Raw genomic sequence first — 16,117 nt, 5'->3', positions numbered from 1 at the left:
AATTATTTCCGACGTCGCGCAACTAATGCCTCGGCCGAAGCCTTCAACTCCAAAGTGAAAATCTTCCGCTCGCAGATGCGCGGCGTAAGAGACCGTGACTTCTTCATATTCCGACTCGTCAAGCTCTATGCATGAGCTTTAACGTTCCAACTCTCGAATTTTAACAAATGCACCGGCATTTCGGCTTGACCCGAAACTCGTCGATTTGCAATTCCTCAGCCATAGTTTGAACACAGAATTTGAACACAAGGGCATGAACATGGTGTATGCCAAAGCGGCTCGAAAGGGGTTGGCGCGGAGTTGTGTTCAGATTTGTGTTCAAGGTAAAAGAAAAAGCAGCTACGATTTATTTCGTAACTGCTTGATTTTCAAGAGGTGGTCCCACTAGGGCTTGAACCTAGGACTCCCTGATTATGAGTCAGGTGCTCTAACCAACTGAGCTATAGGACCTTACGCAATTGCGTAGCTATCAGATAAATCATGAGGCACAGGCCTCCGAACTTTTAGCGTTGCAAAGTTAGGCATTTTTTTTATTTCCAACAATATGTTGGGCATTTTTTTGAAAATTTTTATCCTGAAAATAATCAAAGAAAGATTTCAACAATAAGTCCAACGGCAATCTACTCAGGGGAAGTGCAGAGTCTGAAAATGTCAATCTCCATCCCACCGACATCCCTCTCCGCCAAAATCATATTCCACTAACCATATCCCGATATCTATATCCCGATATATCCCGACAAAAAAATGCCGACCCCGCTAAGGGTCGGCATTGATTTTTTATCGAAGTTTCAGGCTCGATTATTCAGCACGCTTGGTCTTCTTGCCATAGCCATACTGAGCAGCGTCGCCGAGTTCTTCCTGAATGCGGAGAAGCTGGTTGTACTTGGCCATACGGTCAGAACGGCTTGCAGAACCGGTCTTGATCTGTCCGGCGTTGGTAGCAACTGCGATGTCAGCGATAGTAGCATCCTCAGTTTCACCTGAACGGTGAGAGATAACTGCGGTGTAACCGTTGCGCTGAGCGAGTTCTACGGCACGGAGAGTTTCAGTGAGTGAACCGATCTGGTTAACCTTAACGAGGATTGAGTTAGCGCAACCCATTTCGATACCCTTTTCGAGATACTTCACGTTGGTCACGAAGAGGTCGTCGCCGACGAGCTGGCAACGGTCACCGATGAGGTCGGTAAGAATCTTCCAGCCTTCCCAGTCGCCTTCTGCCATACCGTCCTCGATTGAATCGATGGGGTAAGCGTTAACGAGTTCCTGAAGATACTTAGCCTGTTCCTCTGAAGTATATTTGGGAGCGTCAGCACCCTGCTTCCAAGTGTAGTCGTAACGGCCGTCCTTGTAGAATTCAGAAGAAGCGCAGTCGAGACCGATAGTCACATCCTTACCGGGAACATAGCCGGCAGCCTCGATAGCCTTGATGATTACATTGAGGGCGTCTTCAGTTCCGTCGAGTGCGGGAGCGAAACCACCTTCGTCACCTACTGCAGTAGAGAGACCGCGGTCATGGAGCACCTTCTTGAGGTTGTGGAACACTTCAGTGCCCATGCGGATACCTTCCTTGAAGCAGCATGCGCCGATAGGACGGATCATGAATTCCTGGAAGCAGATGGGAGCGTCAGAATGAGCGCCACCGTTGATGATGTTCATCATAGGAACGGGGAGCACGTAGCTGTTGCAGCCACCGATATATTTGTAGAGGGGAAGATCGAGATAGTTGGCAGCAGCCTTGGCAACGGCGAGTGAAACACCGAGGATGGCGTTAGCGCCGAGGTTTGACTTGGTTTCAGTTCCGTCGAGAGCGAGCATTGTTTCGTCGATCTTGATCTGATCGAGAGCGCTCATGCCCTTGAGAGCGTCAGCAATAGGACCGTTTACGTTAGCGACAGCCTTCTGGACACCCTTGCCCATGTAGCGAGACTTGTCACCGTCGCGAAGTTCGAGAGCCTCGTTCACGCCTGTAGATGCGCCGGAGGGAACAGATGCGCGACCGAATGCGCCTGATTCGAGAATTACGTCTACTTCAACGGTAGGATTGCCACGTGAGTCAAGGACTTCACGACCGATAATTTTTTCAATTTTCATAGTCTATGGTTAATTATAATTGAGTTTTTTTTACCTTTATTGGAGAGCCTCTTGGGCGAACTGATGATTTTCGTAAATGCGAAGGCAAATTTACGAATTCTCCCGAGGCTTTGCAACAAGTGTTTGTTTAATTTTTATTGTATTTTGTAAAAGCTTAGAAAAATACTCATTAATATTCATCCCAGCTCTTAATCTCGATTTCATCGAGCGGATGTGTGGTGAACGCGTCAATATAGGCCGATGCGAGACGTGCGTTTGTCATCAGCGGTATGTTGAGGTCGATAGCCGCACGACGGATCTTATAGCCGTTTGTCAGCTCTGTGGTCGAGAAGTTCTTGGGAATATTGACCACCATGTCAACCTTGTGGTCATGGAGAAGCTCGATGGCCTGAGGCTGCATGTCGGGCTGCGACGGCCAGTAGACACGGATGGCAGGGATGCCGTTGTCGTTGAGATAGGCGTGAGTGCCGCCGGTGGCATAGATTGTGTAGCCGCGGTTGGCAAGCTCGTGAGCCGCGTCAAGAAGGTCGGCCTTCTGTTTGGCAGTACCTGTCGACATGAGCACAGCCTTCGAGGGAACGCGGTTGCCGACAGAAATCATAGCCTTGATGAGAGCCTCGGACGAGTCTACGCCTATACAGCCCACTTCACCTGTCGATGCCATATCGACTCCGAGCACGGGGTCAGCACCCTGCAGACGCGAGAAGCTGAACTGCGAAGCCTTGATGCCGACATAGTCGAGATCGAAAGCATTTTTCGCCGGTTTCTCGACAGGCAGACCGAGCATGACGCGTGTGGCAAGGTCGATGAAATTAATCTTCAGCACCTTCGACACGAAGGGGAAACTGCGCGACGCACGAAGGTTACATTCGATAACCTTGATGTCGTTGTTCTTGGCGAGGAACTGGATGTTGAACGGACCGGAGATTTCGAGAGCCTTGGCAATCTGACGTGAAATCTTGCGTATGCGGCGCATGGTCTCCACGTAGAGTTTCTGGGGCGGGAACTGGATGGTCGCGTCGCCTGAGTGGACACCGGCATATTCGATATGTTCCGAAATCGCATAGGCAACGATATCGCCGTTCTGCGCCACGGCATCCATCTCGATTTCCTTAGCGCCTGAAATGAACTGCGACACAACCACCGGATGCTGCTTCGAGACGTTAGCTGCAAGCTGCAGGAAGCGGGTCAGCTGCTCTTGGTTGTGACACACGTTCATCGCCGCGCCTGAGAGCACGTAGCTCGGACGTACAAGCACCGGGAAGCCGACCTCGTCGATGAAGTCGTTGATGTCTTCAAGGCTTGTAAGCTCGCGCCAGCGTGGCTGGTCGATGCCGAGGCGGTCAAGCATGGCCGAGAATTTATTGCGGTCCTCGGCGTTGTCAATGCTCTTGGCCGTAGTTCCGAGAATATTGATATTCTGCGCGTCGAGACGGGTTGCGAGGTTATTGGGAATCTGGCCGCCTACCGAAAGGATAGTTCCGTGAGGCTGCTCAAGATCAAGAATATCCATGACGCGCTCGAAAGTGAGCTCGTCGAAATAGAGACGGTCGCAGATATCATAGTCTGTCGAAACGGTCTCGGGATTGTAATTGATCATGACCGAGCGCCATCCCTCTTTCTTGACGGTAAGAAGCGCGTTGACCGAACACCAGTCGAACTCTACCGACGAACCGATGCGGTAAGCGCCTGAACCGAGCACGACAATCGAACGGTGGTCATGGAGATAGTTGACATCGTTTTCGCGACCGTTGTAAGTCAGATAGAGATAGTTGGTCTGTGCGGGATATTCGGCGGCAAGAGTGTCGATCTGCTTGACAACCGGGAGGATTCCGAGCTGTTTACGGAACGCACGGACTTCGAGCAGTGATTTCTCCGGATCTGTCAGCTTGTCCTGATACACCTCACGTGCAATCTGGAAGTCGCTGAAGCCTTGCTCCTTGGCCTGACGCATCAATGCCTCAGGAATTGCCTCGATTTCGTCATAGCCGCTGAGTTCCTTGGCTGTGGCGATAATGTTCTGAAGCTTATAGAGGAACCATTTGTCGATTTTGGTCAGGTCGTGGATGCGGTCGACGGTGTAGCCTTTGAACAGGGCCTGTGCGATAGCGAAAATACGCTTGTCGGTCGGCTCTTTCAGAGCGTGTTCAAGCTCGGGAAGGTCGCGCTGGTTATTACCGACGAAACCGTGCATGCCCTGACCGATCATTCGCAGACCCTTCTGGATTACTTCCTCGAATGTACGGCCGATAGCCATCACCTCGCCGACCGATTTCATCGACGAACCGATTTCGCGGCGCACACCGTGGAATTTACCGAGGTCCCAGCGGGGAATCTTACATACTATATAGTCGAGCGCCGGCTCAAAGAAAGCCGAAGTCTCCTTGGTCACTGAATTCTTGAGGTCAAAGAGACCGTAGCCGAGACCGAGCTTCGCTGCAACAAACGCAAGCGGGTAGCCTGTAGCCTTCGATGCGAGCGCCGACGAACGGCTCAGACGGGCATTGACCTCAATGACACGGTAGTCCATCGAAGTGGGGTCGAACGCATACTGAACGTTACACTCACCCACAATGCCTATATGGCGGATAATCTTGATGGCAAGCTTGCGCAGCCAGTGGTAATCTTCGTTTGAGAGGGTCTGCGACGGGGCAACAACGATTGACTCACCGGTGTGTATGCCCAGCGGGTCGAAGTTTTCCATGTTGCAGACGGTGATACAGTTGTCGAAACGGTCACGCACCACTTCATACTCGACTTCCTTCCAGCCCTTGAGCGACTTCTCGACAAGCACCTGAGGAGAGAAAGCCAGAGCCTTCTCGACAAGAGCCACAAGCTCTTCCTCATTGTCGCAGAAACCGCTGCCCAGACCGCCGAGCGCATAAGCCGCACGGACAATGACAGGGTAGCCGAGAGCTGCTGCCGCATTCTTTGCATCGGCTATCGAGTTGACAGCCTCGCTCTTGATGGTCTTCACATCAATCTCGTCGAGCTTCTTTACGAAAAGCTCGCGGTCTTCTGTGTCCATGATGGCCTGAACGGGAGTTCCGAGAACCTCCACGCCATATTTCTCAAGGATACCTGAACGATGGAGTTCCACACCGCAGTTGAGTGCGGTCTGGCCACCGAATGCAAGCAGGATTCCGTCGGGCTTCTCCTTGCGGATGACACGTTCAACGAAATAGGGTGTCACCGGAAGGAAATAAATCTTGTCGGCGAAACCGTCGGATGTCTGGACGGTCGCGATATTGGGATTGATGAGGACGGTGGTGATCCCCTCCTCCTTCATGGCCTTGAGCGCCTGTGAGCCTGAATAGTCAAACTCGCCGGCCTCACCGATTTTCAACGCGCCGCTACCAAGCAGCAATACTTTCTTGATGTTCTCGTTACGCATGATGAAAGAATATCTGAGGGGATGACGTTAAAGCATATTGATAAATTCATCGAAAAGAAACTCCGTGTCCTTCGGGCCGGAGCTTGCCTCGGGATGGAACTGGGCAGAGAAATAGGGCTTCGACTTATGGCGGATGCCCTCGTTAGTGCCGTCGTTCATATTGATGAAAAGCGGTTCCCACTCCGCCGGCAGAGTCGCGTTGTCGACTGCGAATCCATGATTCTGCGAAGTGATGAAGCAGTTATCAGTTCCAACACGGCGCACAGGCTGGTTGTGGCTTCTGTGGCCGTATTTCAGTTTATAAGTCTTTGCACCGGCAGCCTTGGCAAGAAGCTGGTTGCCCATGCAGATGCCGCAGATAGGCTTGCCGATTTCCATGGCCTTGCGGATGTTGACCACAGTCGCCTCGGCCATATCGGGGTTGCCCGGACCGTTCGAGATAAACAATCCGTCGTAGGGGATAGTGGTGAAATCATAGTCCCACGGAACTCTAACCACCTTGACACCTCTGCGGGTGAGACAGCGGATGATGTTGTGCTTGACTCCGCAGTCGACCAGAACCACGGTCTTATCTCCGTCACCGTGAACCTCGACCTCTTTGCAACTTACTTTCCCGACGAGATTTTCAGCGTTCGGGTCATAAAAATCGACATCTCCACAGCCGTCAATCACTATTTTGCCGAGCATCGAACCATGTTCGCGGAGATGCTTGGTGAGCTGACGTGTGTCGATGCCGTAGATTCCGGGGATTTTTTCCTCCTGTAGCCACTGGGCCAGAGAGCGGTCAGCCTGCCAGTGGGAATGATCATAGGAATAATCCTGAGCAACGATGGCCTGACAATGGATCTTGTCACTTTCGTAATATTCACTGACGTCGTCTTTCTCGCGACGCGGAGGAACGCCGTAGTTGCCGAGAATCGGATAGGTGGTGACTAGAATCTGCCCTTCGTATGAAGGGTCCGTCAAACTTTCCGGATAGCCGGTCATAGCGGTGTTAAACACCACTTCGCCGGCAGTTGAGGCTTCATAGCCAAAGGATTTTCCTTCAAAAGTGGAGCCGTCTTCGAGGAGCAGGACGGCGCGCTTAAACTGTCGCATGCGATGGATTGGATTATGAAGTTTGAAAGGGGTGCACTATTACCCGTGTGCAAAGTTACGACTTTTTCACCACATTACATGTCTCACCGGATAAAAATCGAAACTTTACAATCTCATTTTATTTTATTTGACACCTCAGCATCATCCTGCGAGAGAATAACCCATGTGGCGCATCGGTTTTCAGCCGATGCGCCACATGGGTTATAGAAACATGATTTCTTAAATTTACTGTTCCTGCTCGTAGACCCTCACGCGGTCGGCCTTGCGGACTCCTTCGATTTTAAGGACACTTTTGCAAAGCTCTACGACAGCATCGGTGTTAGACACGAGGACTCCGAGGTCGCAGGTAAACACTTCTTTGTCTGCCTCGATGTTGAGACGGCGTATGTCAATGTTGAGAGCCGTCGAAATCATGCGTGTCAGTTCCTGAAGAATACCGTGGCGGTCAATTCCCTCTATACGGATATTGGCAAGGAAACTTCCGCTGATTTCATCCCATTTGGTCGCTACGATACGCGAACCGAAACTTGCTTTCAGCACCTGTGCGCGCGGACATGTCAACGAATGCACCTCTACTGTCCCCTCGTCGGTGATGAAGCCCATCACCTCGTCGCCCGGAATCGGACGGCAACACTCGGCAAACGCAAAATTGCTTTCCTGTTCGTTGAAACGCAACACGTAGGTTTCCTTCGTGTTGATTTTCTGACGCACGGGCTTGGCAGCCGTCTCCGGGTCGGGTGCTGACAGCAGCTTCTTGACCTTCGTCTTCTTGTTGTCACCGCCAAATCCGAGACGGAACAGGCGCGACACAAGCGAACGCGCACCACGCGAGGTGTTGACATTAAGATAGTCGTCAATCGACACCTCTCCGCTTCCGAGCTTGTAGAAGAGCTCCTCGCGGGTCGATACGTGATAGATGCCGAGAATCTTCGTCATCACGCTGTTGTTGACAATAATGTCGTTTTGCGCTATGAAGTGGTCAAAAATCTTTTTTCCTTCCTCGATGACCGGCTGCTGCACTTTTCTAAGCTCCTTGCGCAGACGGGTCTTGGCCTTGGCGGTGGCAAGAAACGCCATCCATTCAGGCTTGGGCAACTGGGAATGAGATGTCAGCACCTCCACCTGATCGCCAGAATTAAGCCGATGGGAAAGCGAGACGAGTTTATGATTGACCTTTCCGGCGATACACCTGATGCCGAGCTGGGAGTGAAGCGTGAAAGCGACGTCGAGCACTGTAGCCCCCGCCGGAAGTGTCAGCAGCTCACCCTTTGGCGTAAACACCACAATCTCAGTCGCGAAAAGATTGAGCTTGAGGGTGTCGAGGAAATCAATCGCATTGGGTGTCGGATCGTCAAGAATATCCTTGATGGTCTTGAGCCATACGTTAAGCTCGCTTTCCTCCTCGTGCTCACCGATTTTATACTTCCAATGGGCGGCAAAACCCTTTTCGGCAATCTCGTCCATGCGCCGGCTACGTATCTGGACCTCTATCCAGTTACCGTCTGGTCCCATCAGCGTCACATGAAGCGCCTGATAGCCGTTGGCCTTCGGATTTGTAATCCAGTCACGGGTGCGGTCGGGATGCGGACGGTAGAGGTCGGTCAGAGCCGAATAGATTTTGAAACACATCTCCTTTTCCGAAATACCATCGGGCGTATCGAATATGATACGCATTGCATAGAGGTCATAGACCTCCTCGAAAGGGATATGCTTCGTATCCATCTTGCGCCAGATGGAATAGACCGACTTCAGACGCGCCTTGGCCTCATATTTAAGCCCCATGCTGTCAAGACGCTTGAGTATGGGTGAGGCAAAGTCGTTATAGACCATCTCGCGGCCGGCCTCGCTCTGTGAAATAAGCTTGGTTATACGCTGGTATTCCCCGGGATGCTCATATTTGAAACTCAGGTCCTCAAGTTCGGTCTTGATTTCAAACAGTCCGAGACGATGGGCAAGCGGCGCATATATATATAGTGTCTCGCCCGCGATTTTATACTGCTTGTTGGGCGCCATCGAGCCGAGGGTGCGCATGTTGTGCAGACGGTCGGCCATCTTTATGAGCACGACACGTATATCCTCGCTCATCGTCAGGAGAAGCTTGCGGAAATTCTCGGCCTGCACCGAGGCCTTGTCGCCGAAAATACCGCCTGAAATCTTGGTCAGTCCCTCGACGATACGCGCGATCTTACGTCCGAAATGCTGCTCGATATCCTCGACAGTATATTCCGTATCCTCCACAACATCGTGGAGCAGCGCCGCGCATATCGAGGTCGACCCGAGGCCAATCTCCTGCGACGCGATTTTGGCCACCGCTATCGGATGGATGATATAGGGCTCGCCCGAACGGCGTCTCACACCCTTGTGCGCTTCCTTGGCAAAACGGAAGGCACGCTCGATTATTTCCACCTTCTTGCGGTGGTTACTGGCCAGATAGCCGTCCAGCAGGTCACGGAACTGCTGTTCGACATGAGCATCTTCTTGCTCGGGAGTAAGGTTATATTCCTGCATCGTCGTGGTCGCTTAAGGTTGTGATACTGATTGAACCGGGAGGCGCTTAAAGATACTTGTCGCCAAACGACAGTTTCGCATCCGTAACCATCTGCTTGATGCGCTGCTCTTCAGCCTTGGGGCATATCAGCAACACATCGCCCGCATCGGCTATGATATAGTCCTTAAGACCCTGCACGACCACAAGTTTGTCGGGCGACTGGACGGCAAACATGTTGCCTGTGCTCTCATAGGCCAGCACATTGCAGTTCTGCGCGACGTTCTTGGCCTCGTTACACGGCGAGTTGTCGTAGAGTGCGCTCCATGTGCCGAGGTCGTTCCAGCCGAAATTGACGCATTCGACATATACATTGTCGGCCTTCTCCATGACGGCATAGTCGATAGAGTTTGGCGGGCACGAAGTGAAATTGGCGTTGATAAACTCCATCTCGCGCGGAGTGCCGAAATCACTCACGCCACGGTCAAAGAGACATGTGAGATCCGGGTCATACTTGTGAAGCGCGCTGATGATCGACGATGCTTTCCATAGGAATATGCCGGAATTCCAGAAAAATTCACCCGAGTCAAGAAAGACCTTAGCGAGCTCCAGATTGGGCTTCTCGGTGAAGGTCTTCACCTTCAGGATTCCCGGTTCGGCTTCCTGACCTATCTGGATGTAGCCGTAGCCTGTTTCGGGACGGACAGGGGTGATGCCGAGAGTCAGAAGAGCGTCGTGGCTTTCGACAAATTCAAATCCTCTGCGCACACAATCCTCAAAAATATTCTCGCGGGTGATGAGATGGTCGCTCGGAGTCACAATCATTGATGCTTCCGGATCGAGCGCGGCGATATGGTAGGCGGCCCATGCGATGCACGGAGCTGTGTTGCGGCGGGCGGGCTCAAGAAGGATGTTCGAGGGAAGGATGTCGGGGAGCTGCTCACGGATAAGACCGGCATACTTCTCATTTGTCACCACGATTATGTTTTCTTTCGGGACAAGCGGAAGGATGCGGTCATACGACATCTGAAGAAGCGAACGCCCTGTGCCGAGGAAGTCAATGAACTGTTTCGGACAGTCCTCACGTGAATATGGCCAGAAGCGGCTTCCGACTCCGCCACACATGATTACGCAATATCTATGGATTGAAGGGGTTGACATGATTGATTGAAGTTGTTAATAGATTAGATTATTGATAATACAGATTACATCGGCTAAGTTACGAATTTTATTGTCAATAGCCAAAACCGATGAGCGATTTTCTATTGACGGTCGAAATCGGCGTGCGCTCTCACTCCCCGCGAGGCTATCCAGCCTGACAGCAGACCGATTGCAATCACCACGCCGGCTGTTATGAGCACGTCTGTAAACTCCGGGACACAGGGATATGTGACAATCGACATCTGGGAGTGGTCACCCCCGAGTGTTATGACACCGAAATGTTCCTGAATCAGACACAGTATCACGCCTATCGCAATCCCGATGCCACCGCCGGTCACGGCCACGAGCACACCCTGATTCATGAATATGCGCTTCAACATGCTGTCCGTTGCCCCGAGCGAGCTAAGTATCTTCAGACTTTCCTCCTTCTCGATAATCAGCATCGAAAGAGATGAGAGAATGTTGAACGAGGCCATCACAAGCACAAAAACGAGCATCAGGAATGTAATCCATTTCTCGATTGAAATCATGCGGAATGAGTGTGATTCCTGTCGCAGCCTGTCGGCTACGAGATAGTCCGCCCCAAGCTTATCTTCAATCCGTCTGATGACCTTGGCCATCTCCCCTATGTCGTTGACACTTATCTCGACAGCTGTGCCCTCGGTCGTGTAGTCGAGCAGATTGCGCGCATCGTCGAGCGACAGATAAATCATCGCATTGTCAAATTCCGGTTGGTTACTGCGGTAGACACCCGTGACGACAAGCGTATCGGTCGAAAAAGCGGCCATCGGCAACGCCGGGTTTATGCGCCCGAGTCTGCGTGGCACTGTCAGCAGCAGCCCACGTTCGGGCGACGGACGGGCGTCGAGCTGCACGGCTGCGCCGACTCCGACCAAAGCCCCTCCGAATCCATAGAGACCGGAGAGCGGTTCTCCGTCGATGAGCAGTGATTCAAGAGCCGACACCTCGGCGAAATCGTCGGGGATGCCACATATATTGACCGGGAGCTGAGCTCCGTTGTAGATGGCAAGAGCCTCGCCGCGGAGAGTCGGCAACGCCACACGCACTCCGGGAATCTTTGCGATTTCACCGGCAAGCGAATCGGCGTTGGAAATGACACGCGTATTGACCGGCGTCACCTTTATGTCAGGGTTGACAAGCGAAAGACGGTCGGAGGCCAACTGAGAAAAACCGTTGAACACGGAAAGCACACACACCATGGCCAACGCGGCCACGGCGATTCCAGCCATGGAGATATAGGAGATGATATTGACTGCCGTGTGGCTTTTTCTGGCCAACAGATAGCGGATTGCAATCCTTAGTGCAGGCATTGTGGTGATTGGGAAAGATGATTGACTGGCATGTAAGAAAAGCGGTGACGTTGAAAAACCGACGCCACCGCATTATAAAGCGTATTTATCGTATTTCCGAGGCAACTATTTGGTGAGAAGCTTGTCGATATTGTCGATATAGTCGAGCGAATCATCAAGATAGAAGCTCAGTTCAGGACATTTCCTCAACTGGAAGCGCACCTTCTGAGCGAGTTCATACCTGATTGTCTTGGCATTGTTCTTGATGCTTTCGAGAAGTTCCTGCGATCTTTCAGAGGGGAATATCGAAAGATACACCTTAGCGATGCTGAGATCGGGAGAAACCCTGACTATGCTCACTGACACAAGCGTGCCGTGGGTCTTGGCTGTCTGCTGACGGAAAATCTCACTGAGCTCCTTCTGCAGCAGACGCGATATTTTAGCTTGACGTGTTGATTCCATAATTACATTTGTATTTTTGAGTGGTAAGCGACCCGGAGCGGGTCACTCTTATACAACGCGCCGACGACTGTAATAGTTGCCGCCGTTAATGGCCGTGGCTACTGAAAAGAAGACAATCAGTCGATGATGTCGAAGCCTGTGTAGCGGCGCAGACACTCGGGAATCACGATGCCCTGAGCGGTCTGATTGTTTTCCAGAAGAGCGGCCATGATGCGCGGAAGAGCAAGAGCCGAACCGTTGAGAGTGTGACAGAGACGAGTCTTTTTGTCCTCGGCACGGTAACGGCATTTCAGACGGTTGGCCTGATAGGTCTCGAAGTTTGAAACCGATGAAACCTCGAGCCAGCGGCCCTGTGCGGCAGAGTTGACCTCGAAGTCGAATGTGATGGCTGAAGTGAAGCTCATGTCACCTCCGCAGAGACGGAGTATGTGCCAAGGGAGACCAAGTTTTTCGAGAAGGCCCTGTACGTGGTCCTTCATCTCTTCAAGAGCCGCATAGGAGTTCTCGGGTTTCTCGATGCGCACGATTTCCACTTTGTCGAACTGATGGAGACGGTTGAGTCCGCGGACATCCTTGCCATAAGAGCCTGCCTCGCGACGGAAACATGCAGAGTAGGCACAGTTCTTTATCGGCAGCTGGTCAGCGGAAAGAATCACATCGCGATAGATGTTGGTCACGGGGACTTCGGCTGTCGGAATCAGATAGAGCTTGTCTTCATTGATGAAATACATCTGGCCTTCCTTGTCGGGAAGCTGGCCTGTACCGTAGCCCGATGCCTCATTGACAACGTAGGGGGGCTGGATTTCAATATAACCGGCCTTTCCGGCTTCATCGAGGAAAAACTGGATGAGAGCGCGCTGCAGACGTGCACCCTTGCCGATGTAGACGGGGAAACCCGGGCCTGTGATTTTGACACCAAGGTCAAAGTTGATAAGATTGTATTTCTTTGCGAGTTCCCAGTGAGGGAGAGCGTCGGCAGGAAGATCAGGCATCGGGCCGCCGGTCTTTTCAACCACATTGTCCTCTGCGCTCTTGCCTTCGGGCACTGCGTCACAAGGGATATTGGGCATGCCGAGAAGGATGTCGCGGATAGCGTTTTCAGTGGTGGTAAGGCGGTCGGCTATCTCTTTTTGCTGAGCCTTGATTTCAGCCACTTTCTTTTTAGCTTCCTCGGCCTCGTCACGGCGGCCTTCCTTCATCAGACGGCCGATGGCATCAGCCTGCTTCTTGAGTTCGGCGGCAAGAGTGTCGTTCTGATACTGGAGGCTGCGGCGTTCGTCGTCGAAGTCGATTACATCGTTGACTCCCTGCTTTCCGTCAAAACCTTTGACGGCGAGGCGCGCTATGATGCGTTCGGGATCCTCTTTGATTTGCTGAAGGGTAAGCATTTGAATATTTTGTTGTTGTAATTATCTTTGAAATCAATTGTTGAGGAGTTCTCTGACCTTGGCCGATATGACCTTGCCGTCAGCACGTCCGGCGAGCGTCTTTGAAGCCACGCCCATCACCTTGCCCATTTCCTTGGGTGAGGTCGCGCCAGTCTCTGCTATGATTTTCTTGAGTTCGGCTGTCAGTTCCTCGTCACTGAGCTGCTTCGGGAGATATTCTTCAATCACGGCAGCCTCGGCAAGCTCGTTGTCGCGGAGTTCCGGACGATTCTGCTCTTCGTAGATCTGCGATGTCTCACGACGCTGTTTCGCCATCTTGGCAAGAATCTTGGTAGCAGCCTCGTCAGAGAGCGAGCCGTCGCCACCTTTTGCGGTTTTCGCTTCAAGAAATTCCTTCTTTATGCCGCGGAGAGTCTCGAGACGCACTTTCTCGCGAGCAAGCATCGCAGTCTTTATATCGGCTGAAATCTTTTCAAATAAATCCATATCTTTTTCTCAAAATAATTTTATGTATAAAACGTGAGGAGATTAATTTGTTTGGCCTAAGCACAAAATACACAAAAGCGCACTTCCGAATCTGAAATTCAGAAGAGCCTCTCTATCTATCTGCAAAGTTACAAGATTTTTGAATATTTCAATCAACGTAAGCGCATAAAAAAGAAAAAACAGGCCTCGCGGCCTGCTGAAATGCAAAGGTTGCGCGGACGGTGTCTTCACAGATACCGTCCGCGTCTGAATCCTGATATCACACCTTTTCGAGAGCTTCGGAAATATCGGCGATGATGTCGTCGATATGTTCCGTACCTATGCTCAGGCGCACAGTCGAGGGTGATATGTGCTGACGTTTAAGTTCTTCGGGAGAGAGCTGTGAATGTGTGGTCGTGTAGGGATGAATGACGAGGCTTTTTACATCGGCCACATTTGCAAGCAGCGAAAAGATTTTCAATGAATCAATGAAGCGCCATGCTTCTTCTTGGCCTCCCTTGATTTCGAATGTGAATATGCTTCCCCCTCCGGCGGGGAAAAGCTTGTTGTATAGCTCATGGTCAGGGTGTTCAGGCAATGACGGATGGTTGACTTTCGCAACCTTTGGATGAGAGGCAAGGAAATCCACCACTTTAATGGCGTTTTCAACATGCCGCTCTACACGCAGTGACAGTGTCTCGACACCCTGAAGAAGTATGAAAGCATTGAATGGAGAGATGGCCGCACCCGTATCGCGGAGAAGGACGGCACGTATGCGTGTCACAAATGCAGCCTTGCCTGCGACATCTGCAAAAATCGCACCGTGATAGCTCGGATCGGGCTTTGCAAGAGTCGGGAATTTATCCGGACAGGCTTTCCAGTCAAAGCTTCCGCCGTCGACTATCACACCGCCGAGACTCGTGCCGTGACCACCGAGAAATTTGGTCGCCGAATGGACCACGATGTCCGCGCCGTGTTCAAGAGGGCGTATGAGATAAGGAGTGCCGAAAGTATTGTCCACTATGAGCGGAATGTTGTGGCGGTGGGCTATTTCGGCAAGCGCGTCAATGTCGGTGACATCACAGTTGGGATTACCGAAGGTCTCCACAAAAAGCACTTTGGTGTTGGGTTTTATCGAGCGTTCCACAAGTCCGAGGTCGCGGACATCGACAAAATCACTCTCAACGCCACGCGGAGCGAACGTATGGGCAATCAGGTTATAGCTGCCACCATAGAGATTGTCGGCGGCAAGAATGTGGTCGCCTGCCTGCACGATGTTTTCAAGTGCATAGCTGATAGCGGCCGCGCCGCTTGCCACAGCAAGCCCGGCTACTCCGCCTTCGAGCGCTGCGACCCGCTCCTCAAGCACCCCTTGGGTAGAATTGGTCAGACGACCGTAGATATTTCCGGGATCGCGCAGACCGAAACGGTCCGACGCATGCTGCGAGTTCCTGAACACATAGGATGTGGTCTGATATATGGGGACAGCCCTTGCGTCTGTTGCCGGATCAGGATGCTCTTGTCCTACATGTAGCTGGAGTGTCTCGAAATGGAGTTTGTTGTTTGCCATAAATCCAATAGTTATTTGTTGTTATTTCTGATGACAAAATTACAATGTATAAAATATTCATCCAACAAATTCAAAAATCTTGGAAAATTACACTATATTTGCAAATTACACAGTCTATATATTCTAAAATACAGACTTTTTATCCATTTTAAGCAGAATATTATTCTCATCGAATCCATCCATCATGAAATCAACCTATACTCTTGACTCCACTGACCTACGCATTCTGAGCGCCCTGCAAGACAATTCACGCCTTACGGTCAAAGAACTCGCATCCGTCATCCACCTCTCACCCACCCCAACTTTCGAACGCGTAAAACGTCTTGAACGTGACGGATACATCACAAAATACATGGCTGTTCTCAATGCCGAAAAACTTGAATGTGGCTTCATGGCATTCTGTTACCTTAAACTCAAACAGCATACCAGTGAAAATGCCATGCGAATAATGGATGCCGTCCAAAATATCCCTGAAATCGCCGAATGCTATAATATCTCAGGCGATTATGACTTCCTGCTCAAAATCTATACACGCGACATGAAATCTTATCAGAAATTTATTCTCCGAATCCTCGGCGACCTTGACTGCATCGGCTCACTCAACAGCTCCTTTGTCCTCGGTGAAGTCAAAAACACTCATCACCTTCCTTTGCCGGAACAATAATCCGAATCCAAACAGTCCGAATCCAAACA

Annotated in this window: 12 protein-coding genes and 1 tRNA gene; 2 read left to right on the top strand and 11 right to left on the bottom strand. The window is 51.3% G+C overall.

From position 1 onward, the window contains the following. Positions 1-135 (top strand): transposase (locus QZ311_RS08230; RefSeq protein WP_297066573.1); only part of this gene is annotated, 135 nt, incomplete at its 5' end. A gap of 241 nt (positions 136-376) precedes the next feature. Here the strand turns inward: QZ311_RS08230 and QZ311_RS08225 are convergent. The 11 genes from QZ311_RS08225 to QZ311_RS08175 form a co-directional block, all read right to left on the bottom strand. Then, positions 377-450 (bottom strand) — tRNA-Ile (locus tag QZ311_RS08225). A gap of 348 nt (positions 451-798) precedes the next feature. Continuing rightward, complete coding sequence (gene eno / locus QZ311_RS08220; RefSeq protein ID WP_123614152.1) at positions 799-2,091, bottom strand: phosphopyruvate hydratase; 1,293 nt, start codon at positions 2,089-2,091, stop codon at positions 799-801. Positions 2,092-2,260: 169 nt separating this feature from the next. Further along, positions 2,261-5,485, bottom strand: a complete 3,225-nt coding sequence (gene carB, locus QZ311_RS08215) for a carbamoyl-phosphate synthase (glutamine-hydrolyzing) large subunit (RefSeq protein WP_297066560.1) — start codon at positions 5,483-5,485, stop codon at positions 2,261-2,263. 27 nt (positions 5,486-5,512) lie between these two features. Then, complete coding sequence (gene carA, locus QZ311_RS08210) at positions 5,513-6,583, bottom strand: glutamine-hydrolyzing carbamoyl-phosphate synthase small subunit (RefSeq protein ID WP_297066557.1); 1,071 nt, start codon at positions 6,581-6,583, stop codon at positions 5,513-5,515. A 225-nt stretch (positions 6,584-6,808) separates the two neighbouring features. After that, positions 6,809-9,091, bottom strand: coding sequence for a RelA/SpoT family protein (locus QZ311_RS08205; RefSeq protein ID WP_297066555.1), 2,283 nt, complete (start codon positions 9,089-9,091; stop codon positions 6,809-6,811). Positions 9,092-9,137: 46 nt separating this feature from the next. Beyond that, positions 9,138-10,229: a mannose-1-phosphate guanylyltransferase gene (locus QZ311_RS08200; protein ID WP_297066552.1), complete on the bottom strand. Its 1,092-nt coding sequence runs from the start codon at positions 10,227-10,229 to the stop codon at positions 9,138-9,140. Between the two features lie 101 nt (positions 10,230-10,330). Continuing rightward, the gene (locus tag QZ311_RS08195) at positions 10,331-11,560 is read right to left on the bottom strand and encodes an FtsX-like permease family protein (RefSeq protein WP_297066549.1); all 1,230 of its coding nucleotides are present in this window, start codon (positions 11,558-11,560) and stop codon (positions 10,331-10,333) included. 105 nt (positions 11,561-11,665) lie between these two features. Further along, a complete protein-coding gene (gene rbfA / locus QZ311_RS08190; protein ID WP_297066547.1) occupies positions 11,666-12,001 on the bottom strand; it encodes a 30S ribosome-binding factor RbfA in 336 nt (111 codons plus the stop codon). A 116-nt stretch (positions 12,002-12,117) separates the two neighbouring features. Continuing rightward, positions 12,118-13,389: a serine--tRNA ligase gene (gene serS / locus QZ311_RS08185; protein WP_297066544.1), complete on the bottom strand. Its 1,272-nt coding sequence runs from the start codon at positions 13,387-13,389 to the stop codon at positions 12,118-12,120. A gap of 33 nt (positions 13,390-13,422) precedes the next feature. Beyond that, entirely contained in the window at positions 13,423-13,875 is a 453-nt protein-coding gene (locus tag QZ311_RS08180) for a GatB/YqeY domain-containing protein (protein WP_297066541.1), read from the bottom strand. A 259-nt stretch (positions 13,876-14,134) separates the two neighbouring features. Then, complete coding sequence (locus QZ311_RS08175) at positions 14,135-15,424, bottom strand: O-acetylhomoserine aminocarboxypropyltransferase/cysteine synthase family protein (protein WP_297066539.1); 1,290 nt, start codon at positions 15,422-15,424, stop codon at positions 14,135-14,137. Positions 15,425-15,608: 184 nt separating this feature from the next. Between QZ311_RS08175 and QZ311_RS08170 the strand changes: the two genes are divergently transcribed. Beyond that, positions 15,609-16,088 (top strand): Lrp/AsnC family transcriptional regulator, encoded by a 480-nt coding sequence (locus tag QZ311_RS08170; RefSeq protein WP_297066536.1) that lies wholly within the window; start codon positions 15,609-15,611, stop codon positions 16,086-16,088. Positions 16,089-16,117: the final 29 nt, after the last annotated feature.

This window comes from uncultured Duncaniella sp. (assembly GCF_910578445.1).
Classification (GTDB): domain Bacteria; phylum Bacteroidota; class Bacteroidia; order Bacteroidales; family Muribaculaceae; genus Duncaniella.
Note: the sequence above shows the minus strand (reverse complement) of the source record. Positions and strands in the feature narration are given on the sequence as shown.

Bases quoted from the DNA above. Each gene is read 5' to 3' on its own strand.
- QZ311_RS08175 (WP_297066539.1), bottom strand. From the start codon at position 15,424: ATGGCAAACAACAAACTCCATTTCGAGACACTCCAGCTACATGTAGGA.
- QZ311_RS08195 (WP_297066549.1), bottom strand. From the start codon at position 11,560: ATGCCTGCACTAAGGATTGCAATCCGCTATCTGTTGGCCAGAAAAAGC.
- carA (WP_297066557.1), bottom strand. From the start codon at position 6,583: ATGCGACAGTTTAAGCGCGCCGTCCTGCTCCTCGAAGACGGCTCCACT.
- carB (WP_297066560.1), bottom strand. From the start codon at position 5,485: ATGCGTAACGAGAACATCAAGAAAGTATTGCTGCTTGGTAGCGGCGCG.
- QZ311_RS08205 (WP_297066555.1), bottom strand. From the start codon at position 9,091: ATGCAGGAATATAACCTTACTCCCGAGCAAGAAGATGCTCATGTCGAA.
- serS (WP_297066544.1), bottom strand. From the start codon at position 13,389: ATGCTTACCCTTCAGCAAATCAAAGAGGATCCCGAACGCATCATAGCG.
- QZ311_RS08170 (WP_297066536.1), top strand. From the start codon at position 15,609: ATGAAATCAACCTATACTCTTGACTCCACTGACCTACGCATTCTGAGC.
- rbfA (WP_297066547.1), bottom strand. From the start codon at position 12,001: ATGGAATCAACACGTCAAGCTAAAATATCGCGTCTGCTGCAGAAGGAG.
- QZ311_RS08180 (WP_297066541.1), bottom strand. From the start codon at position 13,875: ATGGATTTATTTGAAAAGATTTCAGCCGATATAAAGACTGCGATGCTT.
- eno (WP_123614152.1), bottom strand. From the start codon at position 2,091: ATGAAAATTGAAAAAATTATCGGTCGTGAAGTCCTTGACTCACGTGGC.
- QZ311_RS08200 (WP_297066552.1), bottom strand. From the start codon at position 10,229: ATGTCAACCCCTTCAATCCATAGATATTGCGTAATCATGTGTGGCGGA.